At 45.0% G+C, this 23,931-nt stretch carries 14 protein-coding genes; all 14 read right to left on the bottom strand.

Going from position 1 to position 23,931, the window contains the following annotated elements:
• Positions 1 to 7: 7 nt before the first annotated feature.
• Positions 8 to 2,689 carry a stalk domain-containing protein gene (locus tag ABXR35_RS20045; RefSeq protein WP_367063818.1) on the bottom strand — a complete coding sequence of 894 codons (2,682 nt, stop codon included), beginning with the start codon at positions 2,687 to 2,689 and terminating at the stop codon, positions 8 to 10.
• 857 nt (positions 2,690 to 3,546) lie between these two features.
• Positions 3,547 to 4,749, bottom strand: coding sequence for a methionine adenosyltransferase (metK, locus tag ABXR35_RS20040; protein ID WP_367063817.1), 1,203 nt, complete (start codon positions 4,747 to 4,749; stop codon positions 3,547 to 3,549).
• 572 nt (positions 4,750 to 5,321) lie between these two features.
• Positions 5,322 to 5,930, bottom strand: a complete 609-nt coding sequence (locus tag ABXR35_RS20035; RefSeq protein WP_367063816.1) for a hypothetical protein — start codon at positions 5,928 to 5,930, stop codon at positions 5,322 to 5,324.
• 119 nt (positions 5,931 to 6,049) lie between these two features.
• On the bottom strand, positions 6,050 to 8,296 hold the full coding sequence (locus tag ABXR35_RS20030) for a stalk domain-containing protein (protein ID WP_367063815.1): 2,247 nt from the start codon (positions 8,294 to 8,296) through the stop codon (positions 6,050 to 6,052).
• Positions 8,297 to 9,323: 1,027 nt separating this feature from the next.
• Positions 9,324 to 13,322 (bottom strand): S-layer homology domain-containing protein, encoded by a 3,999-nt coding sequence (locus tag ABXR35_RS20025; RefSeq protein ID WP_367063814.1) that lies wholly within the window; start codon positions 13,320 to 13,322, stop codon positions 9,324 to 9,326.
• 541 nt (positions 13,323 to 13,863) lie between these two features.
• On the bottom strand, positions 13,864 to 14,991 hold the full coding sequence (locus ABXR35_RS20020; protein WP_367063813.1) for an MraY family glycosyltransferase: 1,128 nt from the start codon (positions 14,989 to 14,991) through the stop codon (positions 13,864 to 13,866).
• Positions 14,992 to 15,104: 113 nt separating this feature from the next.
• Complete coding sequence (locus tag ABXR35_RS20015; protein ID WP_367063812.1) at positions 15,105 to 15,863, bottom strand: WecB/TagA/CpsF family glycosyltransferase; 759 nt, start codon at positions 15,861 to 15,863, stop codon at positions 15,105 to 15,107.
• A gap of 8 nt (positions 15,864 to 15,871) precedes the next feature.
• Complete coding sequence (csaB, locus tag ABXR35_RS20010; RefSeq protein WP_367063811.1) at positions 15,872 to 17,029, bottom strand: polysaccharide pyruvyl transferase CsaB; 1,158 nt, start codon at positions 17,027 to 17,029, stop codon at positions 15,872 to 15,874.
• Positions 17,002 to 19,029, bottom strand: a complete 2,028-nt coding sequence (locus ABXR35_RS20005) for a DUF5693 family protein (RefSeq protein ID WP_367063810.1) — start codon at positions 19,027 to 19,029, stop codon at positions 17,002 to 17,004. The genes csaB and ABXR35_RS20005 overlap by 28 nt, the downstream gene beginning before the upstream one ends.
• Positions 19,030 to 19,383: 354 nt before the next feature.
• Positions 19,384 to 21,099 carry a phospho-sugar mutase gene (locus tag ABXR35_RS20000; protein ID WP_367063809.1) on the bottom strand — a complete coding sequence of 572 codons (1,716 nt, stop codon included), beginning with the start codon at positions 21,097 to 21,099 and terminating at the stop codon, positions 19,384 to 19,386.
• A 68-nt stretch (positions 21,100 to 21,167) separates the two neighbouring features.
• Positions 21,168 to 21,605 carry a 3-hydroxyacyl-ACP dehydratase FabZ gene (gene fabZ, locus ABXR35_RS19995; RefSeq protein WP_367063808.1) on the bottom strand — a complete coding sequence of 146 codons (438 nt, stop codon included), beginning with the start codon at positions 21,603 to 21,605 and terminating at the stop codon, positions 21,168 to 21,170.
• A 175-nt stretch (positions 21,606 to 21,780) separates the two neighbouring features.
• Positions 21,781 to 22,089 carry a DNA-directed RNA polymerase subunit beta gene (locus ABXR35_RS19990; RefSeq protein ID WP_367063807.1) on the bottom strand — a complete coding sequence of 103 codons (309 nt, stop codon included), beginning with the start codon at positions 22,087 to 22,089 and terminating at the stop codon, positions 21,781 to 21,783.
• On the bottom strand, positions 22,082 to 22,933 hold the full coding sequence (locus tag ABXR35_RS19985; RefSeq protein ID WP_367063806.1) for a flagellar hook-basal body protein: 852 nt from the start codon (positions 22,931 to 22,933) through the stop codon (positions 22,082 to 22,084). Before ABXR35_RS19985 ends, ABXR35_RS19990 begins: the two co-directional genes overlap by 8 nt.
• Positions 22,934 to 22,984: 51 nt before the next feature.
• The gene (locus tag ABXR35_RS19980) at positions 22,985 to 23,872 is read right to left on the bottom strand and encodes a flagellar hook-basal body protein (RefSeq protein ID WP_367063805.1); all 888 of its coding nucleotides are present in this window, start codon (positions 23,870 to 23,872) and stop codon (positions 22,985 to 22,987) included.
• Positions 23,873 to 23,931: the final 59 nt, after the last annotated feature.

The following is a 23,931-nucleotide window of genomic DNA, read 5'->3' as shown; positions in this document are numbered from 1 at the left end:
TAACTTATCATGATTGGATAGTAATCGTCTTGGTTGTTTGATCCCATTTTACGTTTAATCCGAGCTGTTCTGACACGAGTCTAAGAGGGACTAAAGTCCTGCCTGAAACTACAACAGGTGCAACAGATGAGCTTTGACGCTTGCCATTCAGCACATAAGCCTTATCGCCAACCGTCAAATCCATCAGCTGCCCAGAGCGCAAAATCGTCACTCGCTGGCTGCTTTGATTCCAATTTGCCTGACCACCAAACGCATCAATAATATATTTGACTGGAATGTAAGTGGCATTGTCCTTCAGCATTGGAGCCGCATCGATCGATTGGGATGTACCGTTCAGGGTCGCCGTCTTTTTGCCAACAGTCATTGCCAGCGAACCGGTTGGATTCGTGTAGCTTGGTGCTTGCGTCGTTCCGGTCAGCTTGATGTTATCCAGCTGAATCATACCAGTTGCAGCACGCTCATCCTGTCCTTCCTCTACATTCACGACATAGAAGCGTTTCAGTTTGGCTGGGTAGGCAATATTCAATCCAGACAGATCCAGATTTAGTGTTTTCCAACCCTTCCAATTGATACTTTTCGCCAGATCAATGTAAACTGTTTTACCATTAGCATCGGTCACTTCACCGCGCAGCCAGTTATAGCTCTGATCGCCGTACACATCAACAGACATCGCTGTAGACCCAGCAGTCAGTGCTTTACCAGACGTACCGTTCAATTGTGCATACGCATATTTTTTACCGGTTCCTGCGGTCATATCGTAATTCAATTGCAGTACTTTGGAATTGGAATGATCATCAGCCCCCTGTGTGACAGTTGCCGATCCGGTTACTGCACTTGGATTACCGAGGAAGCTAATACCATAATTCGTATTTTCAAAATCCTCCCATGTGCTGCTGGAAGCACCACCACTGGACAATACGATCATCGTACTGAATCCATCATAACGCGCGATCGCATAGCCAACATCGGTACCACTGTTGACCGAATTGATTGTCAGCTGGTCACCTTTGACGGTTCCTTTAAAGCCAACAAACTCCCAGTTCAACATTTCTGGAGCGATGGTCAGACTAGAGCCATTTTTCAGCGTTGCGTTTACAGGGACGGAAAGAGTCGTACCTGCTTTCAGACTCGCCGTTTTCGTTGCTGGGGTCAGACTTTGAATAGCCTCTGCTCCTACAACCTCTACATTCATGCTAGTGCTGATTCCATTGCTGGTAGCAACCACTTTAGCTGTACCCGATTTCAACGCTTGGAATTGACTGCCCGTCCATTTGATGTTGCCATTGCCTGCTTTCCATGTTGGCTTGATGGCATCATTTTTGATCGGATTGTAGTACGTATCATAGCCTTTAGCGCTGTAGGTGGCTGTCTGACCGAGCAGAAGCTGTTTAGGACCGCTAATACTAAACCCTTTAACGCTGCCTTGTGGCGCAGTTGTATACACGCCTAGACCATTAACCACGCTACGCTGTGTTGTACCACCGTATTCTGTTTCAAACGTGAGATCTGCCTGATCTTCACCCAATGGACGAGTTACCAATGTCGTCGAGCCGCCACCATCTAGATTCAGACCTTTCCACACCCCGATGGAAGTCATAAACGATTGCAGTTCATACAGCGACATCCCTGCACTGTTATTATTGTCCTCCACAGCGATAATGTACGCATAACGTCCATCCTGAGAATAACCTACCGCTGTACGCGCACGGTTACCGCCAAGGGATGATACACTGCGCGAGAAGGAAGTTGCTTTCCCTTGGTCAACCAGAATTGTATGTCCACCGATCATTACTTCCAGATCAGACGGATTTACCATTTTGCCCGTTGATTTGACCTGCAGTGCATAATCAGCTGTTACTTTTTGTCCAACAGCCAGATGCTGCTGCACAAATTTGGCTGCTGTACCATGCGCACGCAAAATATAAGCGCCTGCTGGAACCGTCTGATTAATGCCTTTATTCAACGAAATCTGCTTGATCACACCATTCTGTACGAGTACTTCGGTAGGTGTAGTAGAGCTGTTCGCAGGACGTTCCACTGCTTTCCAAGCATCGGTATAAATGTACAATTTGTTCGTATGGCTGTACGTTTTGTCTGGTTCTGTCATATACGAAGCTTGGTTAATGCCTGCCAGATCAAATGTCGAACCATCTTCGGCTGTTACTTTACCAGTGAAATTAAATTGCTCAATCATCGGTGTGCCACTTTTGGTCACCCCAAAGGCGTACATACCGCTAAGCTGCGACGGGCTAGACATCAAAACGCCGTTGGATACCTGTGCACCCATAGGTACGCCTTCTGCGCTTGTATTGAAATAGTCACCGTTGACGCCCGCGACTGCGCCTGTTTCATGCGCCATACCCTCAACCGATTGACGAGTCGTGAACTTGCCATCTTTACCCGTCATTACATTCAAATTCACGTATGGATTTTGCAAATCTACCTGTACCACATCAGCCAAAATATTCACCGTTTTACCGGAGCGGCTCGTTTGGTAGCGGTATTGCAGCAATTTGGCTCCCGACGTAATATTGCTTTCGTCCAGCTTAGTCGTTGCAGCCGCATTTGCAGTATGTGTCGATAACAATGAGCCTGTCGGAATGCCCAACTCTACTACAGGTTGAATCCAAAGCGTGCCTGCAATCGTCAAGGCAATCCATTTGCGCATTGTTTTTGTTTTGCCAGTCATCAATTCAAACGCCCCTATCTCTTAAAATTGCCAGTAGCCCATAAAGTATGCGATAGATCCCTATTCATATACAGAGAATGAGTAGATGAAGCACAGCCCATCGCTTCTTAAATAAGTAAGAACTGTCACCCTCCAACGGTATCTGTTTCTCTACAAAACGAACTGCTCTAAAGCACTCATACCACTACATTTCCATTCCTTCTTACAAATGACTATACCTACTTATCTTTATCAGTTCACCTGATCACCTGTACTTTTCAAGCATATCTATGTTCCGATATACGTCCTTAAAAAGCCTTCTACAGTTAGACTTCATTACAGCCAAAAAGTTACGCTCTTTGTAGGAATTCTGCAAAAGAATACTGTTTCTATTTTTGATCTTCATTCAGGCAGTATTCTAATAAATACAGCACACGCTAGTTGTAGTATAGTACATTGCCCCTTATTTCAGAAGCTCTATTTATAAGGCTCCCATTCGATTGGACATTATAAATCAACTGAGATTTACAATCTTTCTGCAAAATGAAATGATAGACAAAAGGTATATGTATGCAAAATAATGCAAAAAGAAAGTAAACATCCAATACACTCTCCTAAAAATAACAGTATATTGAATATAATCATACAGCAAAAGCCGCCCAGTATAGTAACTGGCGGCTTTTGTATCGGGGTGTTACGTTTGTAATTTCATAACGATAAGATCATGAGAACATCAGTACAATATTGCACTCCATTCTACACGAAATCCGTATCCTTCTCTATCTAAGCGAAGTATGATCAATAAGCAAACGACCACTCATTCACTTCTAAACCATATCTATTTCACTCTATACCAAATCATGAATAGATATTCGTTGTTACAGACCTGCTTCAGATCTCAACAGTTCTGCTTTGTCTACGCGTTCCCATGGCAGATCAACGTCTGTACGACCAAAATGACCATAGGCAGCCGTTTGACGATAAATCGGACGGCGCAGATCCAGCATGCGGATGATACCTGTTGGACGAAGATCGAAATGCTTGCGGATCAGCTCCACCAGTTTATCTTCAGCTACTTTACCTGTGCCATACGTATCCACATTGATGGAAACCGGATTAGCGACACCAATAGCATATGCCAGTTGAATCTCGCATTTATCAGCCAGACCTGCAGCGATAATATTTTTCGCAACGTAACGAGCTGCATAAGCGGCAGAGCGGTCCACTTTTGTAGGATCTTTACCGGAGAAAGCACCACCGCCATGACGTGCATAACCGCCATATGTATCCACAATAATTTTACGACCAGTCAGCCCAGCGTCTCCTTGAGGACCACCGATAACAAAACGACCTGTTGGGTTGATGAAATATTTGGTCTCGTCATCCAGCAATTCAGCAGGAACAACCGGCAAAATAACATGTTTGCGGATGTCTTCTTGAATTTGTTGCAGCGTTGTATCTTCTGCGTGCTGTGTCGAAACAACAATAGCGTCAACACGAACCGGTTTATTGTCTTGGTATTCCACGGTTACTTGCGTTTTACCATCAGGACGCAGGTAATTCAAAGTACCATCTTTACGTACTTCAGACAAACGACGTGCGATACGATGCGACAATGCGATCGGTAATGGCATCAGTTCAGGTGTCTCATTGGTAGCAAAACCAAACATCAGACCTTGGTCACCAGCACCAATATTTTCAGTTTCAAGCTTCAGCTGCTCTGGATCGCGTGTTTCCAGCGCGGAGTTGACGCCTTGAGCAATATCGGCAGATTGTTCATTCAGGGAAGTCAGTACTGCACATGTATTGTAATCGAAACCGTACTTGGCACGTGTATAGCCAATTTCTTTTATGGTGTTACGCACAATTGCCGGAATATCAACATATTCCGATTTGCTGCTGATTTCACCGATAACAAGAACCAGACCTGTGGCAACAGACACTTCACACGCAACACGCGCATTTGGATCGTTTTCCAAAAAAGCATCCAGTACAGCATCCGAAATTTGGTCACAAATTTTATCAGGATGTCCTTCTGTTACAGACTCTGATGTGAATAAATGTTTTTTAATCGTGGACAACAGTTTCAACCTCCCATATGGATATTAAGGTGAGCGCATTGTGCAAAATCCCCAGCATCCCAGCAGAGCGTTCCCACACAAAAAATGAACCCTTTCCAACCGGAAAAGGTTACTTACAAGCCTCACAGGTCATGATAACCCATTTAGTAATAAGTGTCAAACCAATTAAGACGTAAATTCCAGTCGGAATTAAAGGTTTTAATCGAAGTAACATTTTGTTGTAGATGTGACTTCAATGTAATAATCTTTTTTATTGTATTAAGGTCTTCCAATTTATTATAAAGGAATACACAATACAACCATTGAATTCTGAAATGCTCCCCATGTAAAGCATGTATAGAAATAACAATGAAACCATATAATCATAACTATCATTGTAGTTTTGGTTAGAAAGCTTAGAATAGCGTCAAGCATTGACTACACATTTTGAATAACGAAAAGATACTGAATAATTATCAAAAGATATTGAATCTAGACTGGACATATCTCATGACCTACATATACTGCAAAGATAATATTTATACAACTTTTTTGAAAGTTCTGGTATTTCCTAGGCAGCAATACAATCCAGTTTATTGTACCCCGTAGCTGCCGATCACCATAACCGTAGCATTATAACTAGCTGCTGCATCCACAGTGACTCCACGTCCATCGCGAGGGAATAATAACAGATGGTTATTACTTATAACCTGCGAACCGCCTACTTCTGTGCCGCTCGTAATATCAATAATTCCGTTAGGAGCATCACTATACACTATCGCTTTACCTGTACGCACAATAACCTGAGTGCCTGCATCCGCAATTAACTTTTTGCCTGGTCGTAATTCTACGATGGACACTTTGGAATTACTGACTGGGCTAGTAGAAGTACTTGGTGTACTTGAACTATTACTCGTTGTACTGTTTCCATTTGTCGTATTAGAACTGCTGCTACTAGAGGAAGAACTGGAATGAGAGGAGCTTGTATTGGAGGAGTTCGAACTTGAACTACTATTATTTGTATTCAGAGTGCCACCTAATGCTTTTTGAATTTGCTGATCGACATAGCTTTTAGTTACAACTGGATCATCCGCTGAACCGAGTTGACTACTTGCATTACTTACTGTAGTGAATGAACTGCCTACCCATATACCAATACCTACTGTTGCTACCGCCAACAGCCAGATGGAACGTTTTTTCATATTAAAAGCCTCCCTGCATATAATAGAAAACAAAAATACCCCGGAGCAGTTTCCCACTCCGAGGTATCTCAGCGAAGGTATGACTACCTTCTATATTGCAGCAATCATATCAAGAGATATTATTTGCTGTTTACTGTTACAGTTTTGGAAGCTGCGTCGTATTGAACAACTGCATCCAGAGCTTTACCAACCCATGCGATAGGCAGTACAGTACGGTTGGATTTAGTTACAGCTTTAACATCCATGTTGATTGTAGTACCGTTGATTGTCAGTTGGTTAGTGTTCAGTTTCAGTTGAACTGTACGGTCACCTTTGAGCAGGGTAACTACGGAAGTAGCTTTGTCGAACAGGATGTTAGCTTGGGATACACCCAGAGCTTCTGCTACGTAACGAACTGGCAAGTAAGTGCGGCCGTTTTCTACGTAAGGAGCAACTTCAGCTGTGCGAGTTTCGCCGTTTACTGTGTAAGCAGTGCTACCGATTGTGTAGATAGCTTTTACTGCGTTGTCAGTAGTTCCAGCTGGAGCAGTACCGATTGTAGCGATAGCTGCTTGAGCTGCGTAACGGTAGCTGTCATGCCATACATCAGTTACATCGCCAGCACCGTGGTAAGCAGTATTAGCTGCTGCATCGCCTTGTACTTTAGCGATGATATCGCCTTGTGGTACAGTACGGTCGATACGCAGGTTTACACCGCTGATTGTTACTGTGCTTGCAGTTGTGCTTTCGCTATCAACGTAGAAGCGCAGAACGCCTTGAGTACCGCTGTTGTTGTAAGTGTCAACGGACACGTTACGGATAGTCAGGTCACCGGAAGTTACGGATACTGTCGGAGTGGATCCGAAAGTCACACCAGCTGGCAGCAGAATTTCTACTTGACCGTTATCGTCATCTGTCAGGGCACCAGCAGCGCCTTCTTTCAGAGTCAGATCGCCAATGGAAGCATTGTCAGTACCGATTGCAATGTTGTAAGTTGCGTTAGTAGCGGACAGAGATACAGAAGATACTGCTGTTGCTACTTTAACAGTACCAGTCAGACCTTGGCTACCAGCTACAGCAACATTCAGGTCACCAGTGAATCCTGGTTGCACGGCTACTTCAACATCTTTCAACGTGATAGAACCAGCGTTGCTAGAAGTGTTTTGTGTTGGGAATGTCATACGCAGAGTACGACCATCAGTACCAGTGTAGTTGATGTTTGGTTGAGTCAGACCGTTTGCAGTGTCGATAGAACCAGTTGTACCAGTTGCATCTTCACCATCTTCGTAAACAGACTGCCAACGAGCGCCCTCAGGCAGTTGCAGTGTTACTGTACGACCAGCGATGAAAGATCCAGCTACGGATTCTTTAACAACGATGTCGCCCAGTTGTTGCTCATCTTGACCAGCTACTACAGTAGTTGGGGATGCAACAGTTACACCACCGCCGTATTGACCGTAAGAACCAACAACCAGAGAAGATACGTTAGCGGAAGAGTTACCACTTACAGTTGCAGTGATGTCGCCTTCTTTAGCTTTATCTTCGTCTTCAACGGAGAAGTTCAGATCCAGGTCGAAGGAAGAAGCAGTAGTGGACAGAGAGTTAGATGCCAGAGTCAGTGTATCACCATCAAAGTTAGTGGTAATGTTACTGTCTGTCAGGTTGCCGTACAAGCTAGTGAATGCACCGCGACCATCCCACTCAAAACCAGTTGGAAGTTTGATTTTTACAGCGTTACCGTTTTTCAGGGAAGCTGCTACAGATTCAGTCACACGCAGTGTGAATGTGAAGTTGTCGCTACTGGAATCTGTTTCACGAGCTTCCAGAGCTACTTGACCAGAAGATACTACAGTAGCTACTTTAACGTTACCTGTTGGCAGACCGCTTTGTGTAGAAGCACTGAAGTTCAGGTTAACATCACCGCTGCTAGGACCAGTAGCGTTGATTTCGTTCAGGTTCAGAATCAGTTCAGCATCATCAGTATTGTTAGAACCACTGAAGAAGATTTGAGCTGTTCTAGAATTCACTGTGCTAACAGCAATACTTACGCCGCCACCAGCGTTAACCAGTTCGTAAGTGTTTGCAGTAGCAGAAGCTGTACCTTCAGTCAAAGGAGCATTAGTTGGGAATTCAAAACCTTGTGGCAATGTAACAGTCAGAGTTTGACGATCAGCATTACTCAAAGTACGTTGGTCAACGTTGATTTTAACGCGGCCCAGAGCAACACCCGGTTGGGAGCTAGTGCTCAGAGTTGGAACGTTGTAAACATCAAAGCTACCTGCTGCATGTGCTTGCGATGGAGCAATGATACCTGCAACTGGAGCTACGCCTGCCAGCAGAGCTGCGCTTGCTGCGACGTTAATTACTTTTTTAGTAGACTTTTTCATAACCTTTTGTTCTCCTCCTTGAATATCATAAACATTTTTTTTGTTTTTTTGTTTGTTATGGATTTTGTCACTCATCAGTCGTTACACCCCCTTTCCGAGTTCAAGCAAATCCCATTTTATGATGATATCTGTGACAAAATCACAGAAAATCGTAACCGGAACATTCGTCAATCGAAAAACCGCAGTGTCCAAAAGTATTATACATTGCGCCAATGATGCCGTAAAGACATTTTTTCACATCGGAATTGTTGAATGTTCCACTAGGGTTCATTGTCATTCAACAACCTGCCAGCATGTGTTTGCTGTCGTTTCATCAGGTTCATATATGTAGACGCATGTTTTCTTTAAAAGTTGCAGTGTCTTCAAAAAAAGTTTTACTTTTTTTGCCGAACCTTATCAATCATACTACACTTTTAAAAGAAATACCAATTTCGCCTTCATACTCCTGAGTCCGCAGTACTTTTTGTTAACTATACTAGTACTAAACAGGTTTGTTGTTCTTTAAACAGGTGGCTCAGCGAATATTTCAAACTTGCTCGCTGTTTCCAAAATTATAGACGCAGGTAGTTACAAAAAGGTTGCAAGGTTTTAGAACTTTTTTATCTTTTTTTCTAAATTCTTTTGCTTTTCTTCGCAACAACACCTGTAATTCCTTGATATGACTGGGATGAGGGATATTTGTCTTCATATGAATTTCTTTAAAAAAGTGAGACTGATTTGATAAATCATTTCGATTTCTTTCTAAACTGCTCTGTTTTATATTTTGAGTAGGTTATTGCCTATCTATGTAACACGACCAATCCAGTATAGTGACTGTTGTGGAAGTACGTTCTCCTTTGTACGCATTGCTTACCTTTTTCTAATATTATTATCGATGATCCATTACATGCTTAAAGTTCAGCTTTATGTAACTCATCCTGTTCAGACATATTAAAACATAATAAAAACCGTACCTCCGAATGCAATCGGAGATACGGTTTTAAATGTGGAATGGATAAAAGTTAATATCCGTTTGAAGCTATAAACCTTAAGACATCTTAGGCAGCAATTTTTGACCAATCATGACACGTGCAAGAATAGCAGCTGTATCAGCACGCAGCATTTTGGCTGTTGGCTCAAAGTTATAGCCTTTTGTTGTATCGGTAGCGTCAATAGCAGAACCGTTGATATATCCTTTTTTCGCTACTGCTAATACGGACGCGCGAGCGTAGCGGTCAATAGACGCATAGTCTTTGAAGATCTTTTGCAGACCTGCATCGACTTTGGTATTATCGGTTTCCAGCTTCAGGTTGGTTGCGCTGGCGATGATGACAGCAGCATCCTGACGTGTGATATTATCAGCTGCGCTAAATACTTGCGGCTGGGTACCACGTACGAAGCCAGCACGAGCAGCTGTTTCAATATAACGGAAATCATACAGCGAATCATCTGTGATAGAGTTCAAGCTTGTACTCACATCAATGAAGTGCTTAGTACCATTGTAGTTTAAAGGGATTTCCAGAGCTTTAACAATTGCAGTTACAAACTCACCGCGAGTGATATATTGGTTAGCACCGAAAGCTGTATCTGGATCGGTTGCTTTCATAATTCCTTTGGAATAGAGAGCTTCCATATAGTTACGTGCATAACTGTGCTGAACGATATCGTTGTATGAATAGCTCAATTTCGCAACTACATAATAACCAAAGCGGTCAAACGGTACAGTGATCGTACGTTTGCTGGCATTAACAACCCCACCAATATTACTCCACTGCTTCAGTTCAGGGTCAAAGTACAACACTGTTACTGTTTTACCAGCATCTACAGCCATATCGGACAGATAAGACAATGTGATAGTACCACGCTTCGAAGGCACCAGTTCGTTTTCAGAAGCACGCAGGTAGTAGCTTTTCGCTACAGGGTTGCTTGTATACGTTGCTGGTTGATACGGGTCTTGACCTTCTGTAATTGGATCATAAGCTGTTGTTGAGGAGTCATCTGCAACACCTGGATCAATCCAGTATACATCACTGGCTTTGACAAAGTGTGTGTTAAAGTTGGTTACAAAGTATTGCTTACCAACGGTACTGAATAGAGCCTTCACGCCTACAGGTGCAGTTTCAATATCATAACGTTCTACTACACCATCATTGCTGTTAGCGATAGCAAAGAGCAATGTGTTGCCAGAAAGCACTTCGCCACTATAATCATCAGTGGAATCAGCATCTCTGCGAATCAAACTAGTACCTGCAGGGAACTTCAGTTGCAGATCGCCATTAAATACTTTAGCCGAGTTTTTCATTTCTTGCATATATTGTGCACCCGGAATATTGGTAGGCACATAAGTTACAGTAACGGTATCTTTGGTGGTGTTATCACCAATCGTTACAGTAATTGGAATCTTGGTTTCTTTGTTCGCTTTCAGATCCTTGACACGGACATGGTAAGCATATTCAAATTCAGGATTGCCATCATGATCCATATCCAGTTGTTCTACTGTAGCTTTTTCTTTATTGATCGTTACAGCTGATGCATTTTTGGAATTGATAACAACGTCTATAAAGTTGCTGTTTGTTGTTTTTTGAGCTGTCAGCGGACGAACAATGTCGTACGTTGCACTAATGGGGTCAATTTCCATTGTAGCTGTTGCAGTTGGACCGCCATCACCAGTGTTGTATACGGTAAATGTGTATACAATTGGGCTGCCATCCGTAGGCATGCTTCGATTACGCAGTACAAAGGCAAAAGACTGTGTGCTGTATTCGTAGTATACGCTCAAGCTATCTACTGCAGCCTTGGATGTGTTGAACGCATCCGATGTGGCTACACCACTTTGCATAGCGCCAAATTGGTTGTTCAACGTCCATGTTGCTACAGTAGCACCAGTGGAATCGGAAATCACCAATTTGTAGTTGGTTGGTGTATTAATCGAACTTAAGTTACCACTTACAGCAGAGGCTGTTTTACCAAGATCCACAAAATCAAATGTTCCATATACATTGAATTTGGATTGTTTGGTTGTGTAGTTGGAACCACTCATTGGGAAGTTGGTAGCGTCCTTCGCTGTCGGTACAGCATCATTCGCACTGGAGTAGGTGAATGGGAACATACCTAGTGTTGTGTTATACGGAACAACTGGAATATCTGTTGGAACCAGATTTACTTTGATTGTATTCTCATACGAAGTAGTGCTCGATTTAAAGACGAACTTGATTGTATTTTCACCAGAGAACATGGCGCTATATGCATCGCTATAGCTAACAACTTGGAAGTTCTCAATGCCTTGTCCACTTACTTGCTGCAGTGGGACAAGAGTATTGTTGATATAGAAGAATACAGTCTGTCCATCTCCGCTGTACTTGATTGTGCTGGTATCTGCAACGTTTTGCAGTTTACCTTTGAAGCTATCCAGACCCGTAACCACAACCTCTTGGTTAACGGCAGAGTTATTTTGTCCATAACTTACCACTTGACCATCATAAGCTTTAGTGTACGTGATATAAGGTCCGTACAGAATATTAACTGTTGCCGAAGACGTACTTGTCTCCGAACCTTTCGTTGCTGTAAACGTGAGTTTCATAGTTCCGGTAACCGGAATTTTACTCAGTTGAATCAGATAGCGTTTCATTGTTTGTTGCGTTCCGTTGACGTTAACAACTGTACTAGAAGTTGCAATCTGACTTGTTGTCCATGTGCCCGCTGTTACGGACTTACCAGTAGAATCGACAATTCCAGTCAGATCTACAGTTGTGCTGTTGTCTGCATTGGCAACCAGTACTTCAACTGCTGTTGGCAGTGAGAAGATATTAGCGCCATCTAGTGTAGTTCCGGTCATACTCAGTGCTTGACTGGACGTAGTAGATGCAGAGTAGCCGGACAGATAATTCAGTTTGTAAATATACGGAGATGTAGAATTACGCAGTGTAAAACCAAGACCCGGACTTGTGATAGTACCACCGGATGCTGTCAATTTCACATTGACTTGCTGTGCAAATGCAATGCCACTTGTATCTGGAATAGTATATGACAATGTCATATAGGATGTTGTATTGTCTACGAGTGTTGGTGTGATCGTTCCTGTTGCGGATACACCACCAGACAACGTATACGTCAGGTAATCAGTCAGTGTCGGCACTTTACCATCTGTCAAAGGAATAACGACTTTACCTGTTACGCCTGCTTTACCTTTACCATCAGATTCAGGTGCAATACTGAAATCTGGGAAGTTAGACAGATCAGTCGATTTGTTGCTACCGTTTGTAGCATACGTGTCATAAAAAGTAGTGCTTCCGTTGTAGAAGGTCACTTCACGAGTAGTTGTGAGTGTTTGCGTACCATTAGAAGCTTGAATGCTCAAAGTGTTTTTACCGCTGTTGATCGTCAGTGGTGCTACAGTAAAAGAATAATTATTAGAACTGGACACTGTTGCCGTACGGCTGGAACCGCCATTTACGGATACAGTTACTTTTGTTGCGTTAGGAGCAAAACCTGTCAGAGAGATACTCGCTGTATCTTGACCAAAGCTTGTTCCGCTTTTAGAAGCAGTCAGAATAGCTGGTGAATCTTCGCTTAATGCTGTTGTATTGCCATCCAACAAAGCGGAAAGATTGTAAATCGTTGGACCATCATGATATTCAAAATAAATCGATTCCGATACATTGGAGCCACCACCGGATGCTGCACCGGAGAAGGTTACTTTATTCAGACCGGCATACAAAGGAATATCAGTAACAGTAATACTGGAGTTGCTTGTTGTATAGTTCGACAAACCGGTCGTTTGATTCGTCGTATCTTCTACATAACTACTACCGTTTTTGTAAATACGCGTTACGCTATAACGAATGCTTGTTGCATTCACGCTGTTATAACTACCTGTAATAGTTACCTTGCTATCCCCTACAACGTGTGGGGAAGTAGGATCATAGCTTTCGTTAGGGAAAATGAAAAAGCTTCCTGTTGCTGCATGGGCTGTGCTTCCACCAAATCCCTGCGGCAAAAGACCAGCCAGCAAGACTACCGCCATAAGCATCGATAGTATTTTCTTCAAAATAATGTTCCTCCTCTTATTCCGGTCGCAGCTCCAACTCTATTTTGCGGGCTTAACCTGTCTACCCTTTTTATCGGCAATGGTATCGCAGATTTTAATAAAATCAGGAAATTAACAAAAAAAACCTCTCATGTACAGGAGTGTAAATGTTACGATATGGACAAATTTAGAGCGATAGTCGCTGAATCGCTGAACTGGCTGACCAGACTGCTGTTGAAGTTACTTCTAAATAGCATTCTTCGTTTTCGTGTCCAAAATGGAATACATATAATAGAAGAAACTCGATTTTTCTGCTTCTATATTAGAGTTTGTTTATAGTAAGTATCACATCCTTACATATAAAAAAGCCTCCGAGACCAGTAAAGGTGTCGGAGGCTTTCCTTGATTTCTCTTATTATGAAGTTTGAGATGCTGATGTCACCGTCATTATAGGATACGATCATCGATTGAATGTTACCCATCTGCTCAGATGATTCGTAACCATTGCCATCCATTTCAAAGCATGATTCGTTTGAGTTGGATCGTAGATAATGATATTGCCTTACGGTTTGCTACCGCGAGTCGGATCAGGCTTAACTCGTAAACGGGCAAACAGATCAAGCAACGGACGTTTTGTTTGACCGACCAGACCGATTAGCTCAGCACCAATCTGCATAACGAACATCATGACACAAATAACGGCAAAGGTAACCCAGTTGGCATCGTTTACCGCTGCTGTCGACTGAATGATCGCCAGAATGCCGAAGAAAGCAGCGATTCCGTAAATCAGCAGTACTGTTTGACGATGGCTCAAGCCTAGTTCACGCAGACAGTGGTGAAGGTGCCCTTTATCCGGTGCAAAGATCGGCTTCTTATGTACCCAGCGACGAATGATAGCGAAGAAGGTGTCTGACAAAGGTACGCCGATAATGATCAGCGGTGTAATGAATGATACAACAGCAATCTGTTTGAATCCAAGCAGCGACAGCATCGCCAAGCTGAATCCAAGGAACAGGGAACCGGTATCTCCCATAAAGATTTTGGCAGGATGGAAATTAAAGTACAGGAATCCAACAATCGCGCCCAGCAGCAGTACACACAATACAGCTACCGGATAGTTGCCCATAATAAGCGACATTGTAAAGATGCTGCCGATGGCAATCGCTGATACGCCGGCTGCCAGTCCATCCAATCCATCAATCAAGTTGATAGCGTTAGTAACTCCGACGATCCAAAATATGGTCAACGGAATCGAAATCCAATTTTCGAGTGAGAAGTAATTATCCTGAAAAGGAATATCTAAAAAGTCGACTCTAATTCCATATCCAAATACAACGATACATGCAGCTGCCAGTTGTCCGCCCAGCTTCACCTTAGCAGAAAGCTCGAAACGGTCATCCAGTACGCCAATCAGAATAATGATAGCGCCGGCAGTAAAGAATGCCTTCATAAAGTTGGCGTCACGCGCCGGAAGATCAAAAGGCAAAAACGGCAGTACAGCCAAAAATGCGATAGTAAATGCAAGAAAAATACCCAGACCGCCCATACGTGGCATAATGCGCGTATGTACTTTGCGGGCATTGGGAACGTCCACTGCTCCGATCTTAACCGCAAACTTTTTGACGAGAGGTGTAAGAACGAGCGCAAGCACAAGCGCAAGTACAAACCCAAGAATACAAACGATTAACATTTTGCTTTTCGACCCCCAATTTATCTCACGGAGCCAATTATAACCCCGTTCGAATCTAAACACCAAGCTTTTTTTAACGGTTTTTCAGCGGAATGTGCAAAATAATCCTGTATTTATTGAGCTTTTGTTACACTTTCCTTGTCTTTAAGCACTTTTACGGCAAATTTGGGCAGCACAAGCATCCGTTTATAACGGTGAGGCTCTTTCATCAGCCGGTAAAACCATTCCAGACGTAATTTCTGAAAAGCTACCGGAGCCCGTTTGGACTTGCCTGAAATAATATCGAAGCTTCCGCCCACACCCATCATAACCGGCACATTCAGCTGCTGCTTATGTTCACCGATCCACGGCTCTTGATTATCCGCACCACGCGCCACAAACAGCAAATCAGGCGCCGCTTCGCGAATAGCAGCAATCACCTCGGCATCCTGATCCGGTCCGAAGAACCCGTCACGATAACCAGCGATTACAATCCCCGGATATAAACTTTGTAACCGGGTCGCCGTTGCCTGAATCACTTCAGGGGTAGAGCCAAGCAGATAGACCTTCCAGCTATGCTTCTGTCCTACATCCATCAGGCGATGCAGCAGGTCAAATCCGGCTACACGCTCGGCAACCGGCTGTCCGCAAGCAGATGCTGCCCAAACTAGCCCTGCTCCGTCGGGAACAAGCAATTCGGCTTCCTTCATCACTTTCATGTATTTCGGCTGTTCCAGCGCGGTCATGATCATAATGGGATTAGCTGTAATGATCTGGCTTGGTTGGCGCAAGGCGATACGTTCTTCCAGATAGCGCACAGTGTCGTCCATATTCAGTTTGGATACGTTCAATCCGTAGATCGGAACGGTTGGGATGGTACGGGTTGCATTCATATATTTGATCACCTTTGTTTCAAAAAATAATGAGCGATAAATTGTGCAGGGCTAGCTGCATCCTGCTTGAGCGCCTGAATATAAGGTGCTTTTTCGTTTTTCCATTGTTGCGGTTGATCCAGTAGAGTTGCCATTTCGGCTTGCAGCTGATCGCTATTTACAGCTGTACTGGTACCTGCTGGTTGAATATGCAGACGATTCAGAAACTGGTCGATCTTCGGATCATAGGAAATGCCCAGTAGCGGAACCTGCAACGAAGCGGCATAGATCAGACTGTGCAGACGCATGCCTAAGATCAAATCGCAGTCATTGACCTCCGCCAGCATTTGCTGGGGATCGGTGACTTGCTGCGCAGTACTTATTATACTGCCATTGCTACTTATATCGCCAATGCGTTGTACTACATAGGCAGAAGCTTGCTCGTCTTCCGGCAGATGAAAAGGTAGAAAACGTAGATGAACTGGACGAGTACTAGCGAGCTTTTTCAACCCATCAGCAATGCCATCCAATTCGCGGCGTTGCTTATCCCAAAAACGAACGGAAATACCAATCACCGGTAATGTATGTTCTTCTTTTGCAGATGTTGACGGAGAGACTAGATGATCATCTACTTTGGTAACATCAGTTTCTGGCAGCGTTAGACCCATAACTGGATCGGCGACAACAGAGACCCGCTCGGCTTCGATCCCCATTCTGCCCAGCAAGGCAGCAGATTCCTGATCACGGACAGAAATATAGACACTTTTGCGAAATACGTTACGAATCCATGTAAAGAAAAAGGGACGCTGTACGGGACCAACGCCCTGCGCATAAATGAACACAGGCTTGCGCGCCCATTGCGCAATATGGACAATACCGAGGTAATACGGAATGGTCAACAGACCAGTGGAATCCTGTAACAGACTGCCACCTCCGCTGATCATGCCGTCGCTTTCCTTCATTAGTTGGCGAATCTCGGCAAGCTTCATCCGGTGGACAGACCGCACATTGTACATGCGTGCGGTCCATTCTGGATCATTGGACAGAACAACGGGAATAATCCGTATGCCTTCTGCCTCTTCCTGTGCTGCCAGCGAATTCAGGATGGACTTCAATACTGCCTCATCGCCGCTGTTCCCGAAACCGTAGTAACCGGAAATTACGATTTGAACAGATTTGGAAGCCATTTACGCCAACACCTTTCGATGAATTGCCAGATAACGATGGCTACCAGACCGAGGATCAGACCCAGTCCCATACCTAGTAGACCACGGGACAGAGAAATCAGAACTGGCGAGTGAATATGGGCAAATGTATCGACCATCGACAGTTGACCGATAGAAGCGATAATTAGAATATAAATTGCCTGACGATATTTCGCAGCGATGAAGACGCCAACGATAAACAGCGGATGCGCCATCAAAAATTCTTTGTTACGCGGACGGACATTGAACAGCCCTTCCAGTGCATTACGGAATTGCAATTCCAGTGGGGATACGGTTCCGGCATTACCTGTGCGTGACAGATAGTACATACCGACAACACCAACGATTCCAAGCACGATCACCCATGTGAGTGTAATCGGACGCGTCAGCAGCTTGCGGATACCGGAGAAGCCAAATCCTTGATTACCACGATAAAAAGCAATATATAGCGCAGTCAGCGCAATTGGTGCAAAGTGCAGCAGGCTGACGCCACGGAATTGATTGATGACGAGTTGATACGTAATATCATCCAGTAGACCGATAATGAATAGCGCTCCGGTCAACGACCATAGCGAAGTACGTAGGAATAAGAGAACCGACTGTGCAACACGCTTTGCAACGGTCAGTGTATGACGTGCATCATACAGCTGATCGACTTTGCGTACGGCATAGATCATCGCAATGGTTGGGATACTAATCGCTGCCAATAGGGCAACGCCTTGTTCCAGCAAAAGCGATTTGTGAATCACGATCAGACCTGCACTACCAATCAGACCTAATGCAAAGACAGTTAATGCCCATTTACGTGCAAAATAGTGTACCAGTAATGAGATCGCAGCAATCGCACCGATCAGCACGATTAGCTTAACAACACGTTCCATCGGGAAGGTGCTAACATCGCGAGCTTCAGCTGGAGCGATTGTAAAGCCATTTTTCTGAATATCCTGAATGGCATGACCCTTCGCCTGCAAACTCTGGATAATGTTATCAATCGAGTTTGTCATAGCTGCTTTGGTTGTATCGCGCGATACCGCCAGATTCAGATACATCATGCGAATGTTGCGGTCTTTGCTTGCCAGTACGAAACGATCAGCGACCGTAATCGGGTCGAGCTGAGAATCGCCTTGACTGAGCGAGTATAGACGAACGACATTGTAGTTGTTCAAATACGCCAGTTTGCTAAAGCCATCCTGTGGCTTTTTCAGATTCTCAATAGCAGCGATAGCGATATGATGCTTTTTGAGCAGATCGGCAAACGCTGTAATACTTTTCTTCTCAATATCATCATTAAAGCCCGTTACACTGGCTCCGTCGAATAGAATTGTTTTCACGCCATATGCAGAAAATTGATCCATCAGCGCACTCATCATTTGCTGATTGTACGGCAGTGCATCATTCAGACGCGGTACGATCTGGAAGCCCATATCGTGCATCATTTTCATGGCAATCGGGTCAGGATCGAGCGGCTTCAAGCCGGCATCATCCGTAGACGTTTGAATTACGACGCCCGGCAGTCCTTGATAGGACCAAGACGATATGGGAATAGACAATGAACCGAATACCCGCTCAAGAACTGGACGCAAGGTCTGCTCGTTCTCTTTGCTGGTGAACTGGACATATGTAAAATTGTCGTTGAGTGGAATCACCTGATTTTGGAAATTAGCCACATCCGCAGAACTATACACATGCAGACGACCGGACGATTGCAATTCGCTCAGATTACTCTGGTATAGAGCGACCGAACCAATACCGGCATTTTTCATGAATTGCAGCTGTTCCCTGATATAATCCTGGGGATGAGGCTGATACGACGCAACAGTAATCAGATCACGATAATTTAATACAAATTCCACATGTTTGGACGTGCTTTCGGTTTCGATCCGGCTATAGGCAATCGGCAGTGAAGCCACCATACCGATAATAACAAGAATCCATAACCATTTCGCAGAAGCAGTATTCCAATGTTGCCATTTCTGAACCACTCAAGTACCTCCTTAATAAGTTCGCTATGCACCTACCGGACATCTCCTGATTATGCGCATAACGAATGGTTCCGTCGTCCGCAAACTGCCAGGCAACGGAACCGCTTCATTCATCTGCTCTATTATATACTGTACACCAGCTGAAATAACACTGCAAAATCGCGACAAAAGCTATAATTTACGCATAAACATAGCAAATGTAGATTTTAGATCGTCTCATGAATGGAAAAAGAGGCATTCTGCGCTTCCATTTCCTTTTGCAGCATGGTTACGGAAAACGGAATTGCCTCTCTTTCGCATGATTAAGCAGGTTATTACGATCGAGTTGATTTCATACTACGATGCGACACTGTCTTACCCGTCAACGCGGCTCATTACTGCCTGCTTCAGGTTGTTCAGACGGGCTTCGGAATCGCTTGCCGAGTCGCCACGTACCGCAAAGTACACTTTGATTTTCGGTTCTGTACCGGATGGACGCAGGCAGAACCAAGAGCCGTCTGCCAGCATGAATTTCAGCACGTTCTCTTTTGGCAATCCATTCAGACCTTTAGAGTAATCCAGCGCCTCGCTCACTTGTACACCGCCGATTTCGGACGGGCTGTTTGTACGCCAGTCTTCCATAATGCCTTGAATTTGGGCAACGCCGTCTTTACCTTTGAGCGTACGGGATTCCAGACCTTCGAGGAAGAAGCCAAATTGATCGTACAGCTCTTGCAGCACATCATACAGCGTTTTACCTTGCTGTTTGTAATAAGCAGCAGCTTCGCTGATCAGCAGTGCAGCAACTACAGCATCTTTGTCGCGGGCATAGTTGCCAGCCAGATAGCCATAGCTTTCTTCATAGCCAAATAGGAACGTGTGCTCACCAGATGCTTCAAATTGATCCATTTTCTCGCCGATGTATTTGAAGCCAGTGAGTGTGTTGTATACAGTGGCATGATAGTGCTCAGCGATAGCCGCACCCATTTCGCTCGTTACGATTGTTTTCACGACTGCGCCGTTGGAAGGCAATTTGCCTTGCTCTTGCAGTTGGCTCAGATAGTAGTGAATCATAATCGCACCAGACTGGTTACCTGTCAGAACGAAGTATTTGCCAGATGGGTCTTTAACTACCGCACCCATACGGTCGCTATCCGGGTCGGTTCCGATCAGAATATCAGCGCCGATCTTCTCACCTAGCTCAATCGCCAGTGTGAAGGCTTCGCGTTCTTCTGGGTTTGGCGATTTCACGGTGCTAAAGTTGCCGTCCGGCTCCTGTTGCTGCTCTACAATCGTCACATTGGTGAAGCCAAGACGTTTCAGACCTTCTTTGACCGGACGATTGCCTGTACCGTGCAGCGGTGTGTAGATGATGTTCAGGTTTTTGCCTGCATCGCCTGCCAGCAGCTCGCGGTTCACGCTGATCGATGTAACCGCATCAAGGAATGCTTCATCTTCATCATTGCCAAGCCATACGAGCAGCCCTTGCTGTTCCGCTTCTTCACGGCTTATGCGTTTGATGCTCGCAAAGGATTGAATATCACGAATTTTGGCGATGACTTGCTCTGCTTCGTCAGGAACAAGCTGACCACCATTGTTGTTATATACTTTATAGCCGTTGTATTCCGGCGGATTATGGCTAGCTGTAATCACGATACCGCCCGTTGCCTTCAGATTGCGTACGGCAAACGACAGTTCCGGTGTAGAGCGCAGCGAAGGGAACAGCTTGGCAACGATTCCGTTACCCGCCAGCACCAATGCCGCTTCCAGTGAAAATTCGGGGGAAAAATGACGGGAGTCATGTGCGATAACGACGGACGGCTTGCCCTCTCCGTTATGTACAGACAAAATGTATTCAGCCAGCCCTTGTGTGGCACGTCCTACGGTATAGGAGTTCATACGGTTGCTGCCCGCGCCAATGACGCCACGCAGTCCACCTGTACCAAACTCAAGATCTCTATAAAAACGGTCCTCCAGTTCGGATACCTGACCGTCCAGGCTTTGCAGTTCCTGCTTGGTCTGTTCATCAATTGTTGCATCGTTAAGCCATTGTTGCAGATTGCGCTGTGCTTGCTCGCTAAGTGTTGTCATTATATCCATCCCTTCTCCACTGCTTGATATAGGTTGATCCTCATCCAATATGGTCTTTATCTTACCGCTCAGGCTTTGTTCGGATCGGTAAGGGCAAACATAATCTCGCCTTCCACTACGACTTTACCATCTACGGTGGCTACCGCGCGGCCTTTGCCGATGGAAGCTTTCATGCGTGTAATCTCTACTTCAAGGCGCAGTGTATCGCCCGGTACGACTTGTCCACGGAAACGGACACCGTCGATTCCGGCAAACATCGCCAGCTTGCTGCGGTTCGCTTCTACTTTCAGAATCGCTGCTGCACCTACTTGAGCCAGTGCTTCCACGATCAGTACACCCGGCATTACCGGATAACCCGGAAAATGACCCGCAAAAAATGGTTCGTTCATCGTTACATTTTTGATGCCTACCGCACGTTTGCCTTCTTCCAGCTCTAACAGCCGGTCAACCAGCAAAAAGGGCGGGCGATGCGGAATAATTTCCTGAATTTGTTGTATATCATACATGCTGATAAAACTCCTCTCGTTCCTCATCATTATAGGGGCTTGATCCATATAATGGAATATAACTTTCGGGCAAAGATTGCGCCGCTTCCGGTCTTACTCATCCGGGCATTCCCCATCATTATAACGGTTTCGGCATAAAAAATAAAACTCCTGCAAATGCAGGAGTTCGTTGTCATTAGGGTGCGTATACAAGCTCAAAAATATGAGCCCACGTTTCTGGGTAAAAGACATCAGCAAAGCTTTGATGTCCAATCATAGCGTAGCCTACAGTCATGCCAATCAGTGCGGCGGCAGCAAAGCCAACCAGCACCAGCACAAGCTGCAGTGTTCTCATGCCTGCGGAACGCGGAGATGCAGCTGGCTTGTCTTTCGTCTTCTCCGGTTTCTGCGTTTCGGAAGCTGTCGGTCTTCTGGTCAGCCGCTTATTGGGGCTTGCCTTCTGAGTCCGTGCCGCTTCCTGAATGGCAGAACGACGATTAGCCACGAATCGTATTCGCCAAATTCATCATTTGATCACTGGACGACAATGCACGCGCTGCCAGCTGATATGCGCGCTGTACATTCATCATATCTGTCATTTCGCTGCTCAGATCCACGTTGGACGATTCCAAGAATCCTTGACGAATTCCGGTATCTGCGGACATCGTGCCTACTACTTGAGCACGCTGTGCATTCGCAGGCAGTACGAACAGATTGCCATCCATTTGCTGCAAGCCTTCTGGATGGATGATACGATCCACACCGATGCTTTGCGGAATTTGACGCTCTTGTCCGTTCTCCACGACCGTTTTGTTCACAACGGTTACTCGTCCCCGTCCATCTGTAGAACGAATGACACCCTTATCATCAATGCCGATATCTGTTTTGGCAGGAACCTTGATCGGATCCCCTTGATTGTCCAACAGCAGATAACCTTGAGCAGTTGCCATATATGCACTCTTCGGATCATTCGCTACCGGAACAAAGTGGAACGAGCCTTCGCGTGTCCAACCTTCTTTGCCGTCTACACTCACGCGGAACATAGCATCGCCTTGGATCGCCAGATCCGTTGGGTTCCCCGTCGTTTGCATAGCACCTTGAGTCATGTTCATCGTTACATCGCCCATACGCGCGCCAAAGCCGACATTATAACCGCTTGCGGTTGAACGTCCAGCCAGCGAAGATGCTGCACCAGGTTGTTGTTTTACAATCGTAAATACATCTTCAAATGTTGCATCCTTGCTTTTGTAGCCTACCGTATCCGCGTTAGCGATGTTGTCAGATACAACGCCCAGCTTTTGTTGAATACCGCTCATCGCCACCATAGCGCTGATCATGGAGTTGTTCATTATTGGCCTCCTTTATTTGCGAGTTGTTACAGAGCAAATGTATTGCTTTTATTATACACGGCCGACATCGTTAACGGTTTTATCCAGGCTTTTATCATAAAATTGTACGATCTTCTGATTCGATTCGTATGCACGTAAAGCGGCATTCAGCTCAACCATAGAAGCGGCTGCATCAACAGTAGAACCTTCCAGATACCCTTGACGAAGTTCTACATTGTCACCTGCTTGCAGTTCTCTTACGCCCGCTCGTTGTGTATTGGCTGCACTCACTTGAAATAGTCCATCACCTGTACGTGTCATTAGTCCAGGCTGATTAACTACAGTGATACCGATACGTCCTACCTGCTGACCAGTCTGCTTCGACAAGATCACGCCGCGTGAATCCACGCTGTAGTCATTCATCGAGCCTTGCAACGTCACAGGGTTACCGTTGCTGCCCAAGACGGCATTGCCGGTCGATGTGCGTAAAGTACCCGCACCATCCAGTTGGAAATTACCATCACGTGTATAACCCGTTTCGCCATCTTTGCCAGTCACAGCGAAGAATGCCTGCGGACGATACGTGATCGTGCCGTTGTCGGATACATATTTGCCGGAAGCATCGAAAGGAATATTTTGTCCGGTAGCTGGATCAGCCAGATTAATGTCCGATACAATTGCAAAATCATCCAGCGAGTTGGTCTGGTGTACATCACCTTGTACGTTGACCGATACACTCTCCTCAGCCAGTACGCCAGTATTAATGCGACCGATCTGACGATTCGTTTGCCCCTGGTCGCCATTGCTCAGGGAAATTAGCATTTCGGGAAATGAACGTTCAATGCTTTCCACCTGTTTGTAGCCTGGCGTATTCACGTTTGCAATGTTCTGTGTAATCGTATCGTGTCGGCGCTGTTGTGTAATCATGCCGGAAGCGGCAGTATAAAGGCCTCTTAACATTACCGGATCTCCTCTCACTTCTCAAAATTCCGTCTGTACTCAGCATCAGTCAGCAGGGA

It is taken from the genome of Paenibacillus sp. JQZ6Y-1 (assembly GCF_040719145.1).
Lineage (GTDB): Bacteria > Bacillota > Bacilli > Paenibacillales > Paenibacillaceae > Saccharibacillus > Saccharibacillus kandeliae.
This window is presented reverse-complemented; position numbering and strand designations above follow the sequence as displayed.

Coding starts and splice junctions, on each gene's coding strand:
- ABXR35_RS20045 (WP_367063818.1), bottom strand. CDS start 2,689: ATGACTGGCAAAACAAAAACAATGCGCAAATGGATTGCCTTGACGATT.
- ABXR35_RS20035 (WP_367063816.1), bottom strand. CDS start 5,930: ATGAAAAAACGTTCCATCTGGCTGTTGGCGGTAGCAACAGTAGGTATT.
- ABXR35_RS20030 (WP_367063815.1), bottom strand. CDS start 8,296: ATGAAAAAGTCTACTAAAAAAGTAATTAACGTCGCAGCAAGCGCAGCT.
- ABXR35_RS20020 (WP_367063813.1), bottom strand. CDS start 14,991: ATGTTAATCGTTTGTATTCTTGGGTTTGTACTTGCGCTTGTGCTTGCG.
- ABXR35_RS20015 (WP_367063812.1), bottom strand. CDS start 15,863: ATGAATGCAACCCGTACCATCCCAACCGTTCCGATCTACGGATTGAAC.
- csaB (WP_367063811.1), bottom strand. CDS start 17,029: ATGGCTTCCAAATCTGTTCAAATCGTAATTTCCGGTTACTACGGTTTC.
- ABXR35_RS20000 (WP_367063809.1), bottom strand. CDS start 21,099: ATGACAACACTTAGCGAGCAAGCACAGCGCAATCTGCAACAATGGCTT.
- fabZ (WP_367063808.1), bottom strand. CDS start 21,605: ATGTATGATATACAACAAATTCAGGAAATTATTCCGCATCGCCCGCCC.
- ABXR35_RS19985 (WP_367063806.1), bottom strand. CDS start 22,933: ATGAACAACTCCATGATCAGCGCTATGGTGGCGATGAGCGGTATTCAA.
- ABXR35_RS19980 (WP_367063805.1), bottom strand. CDS start 23,872: ATGTTAAGAGGCCTTTATACTGCCGCTTCCGGCATGATTACACAACAG.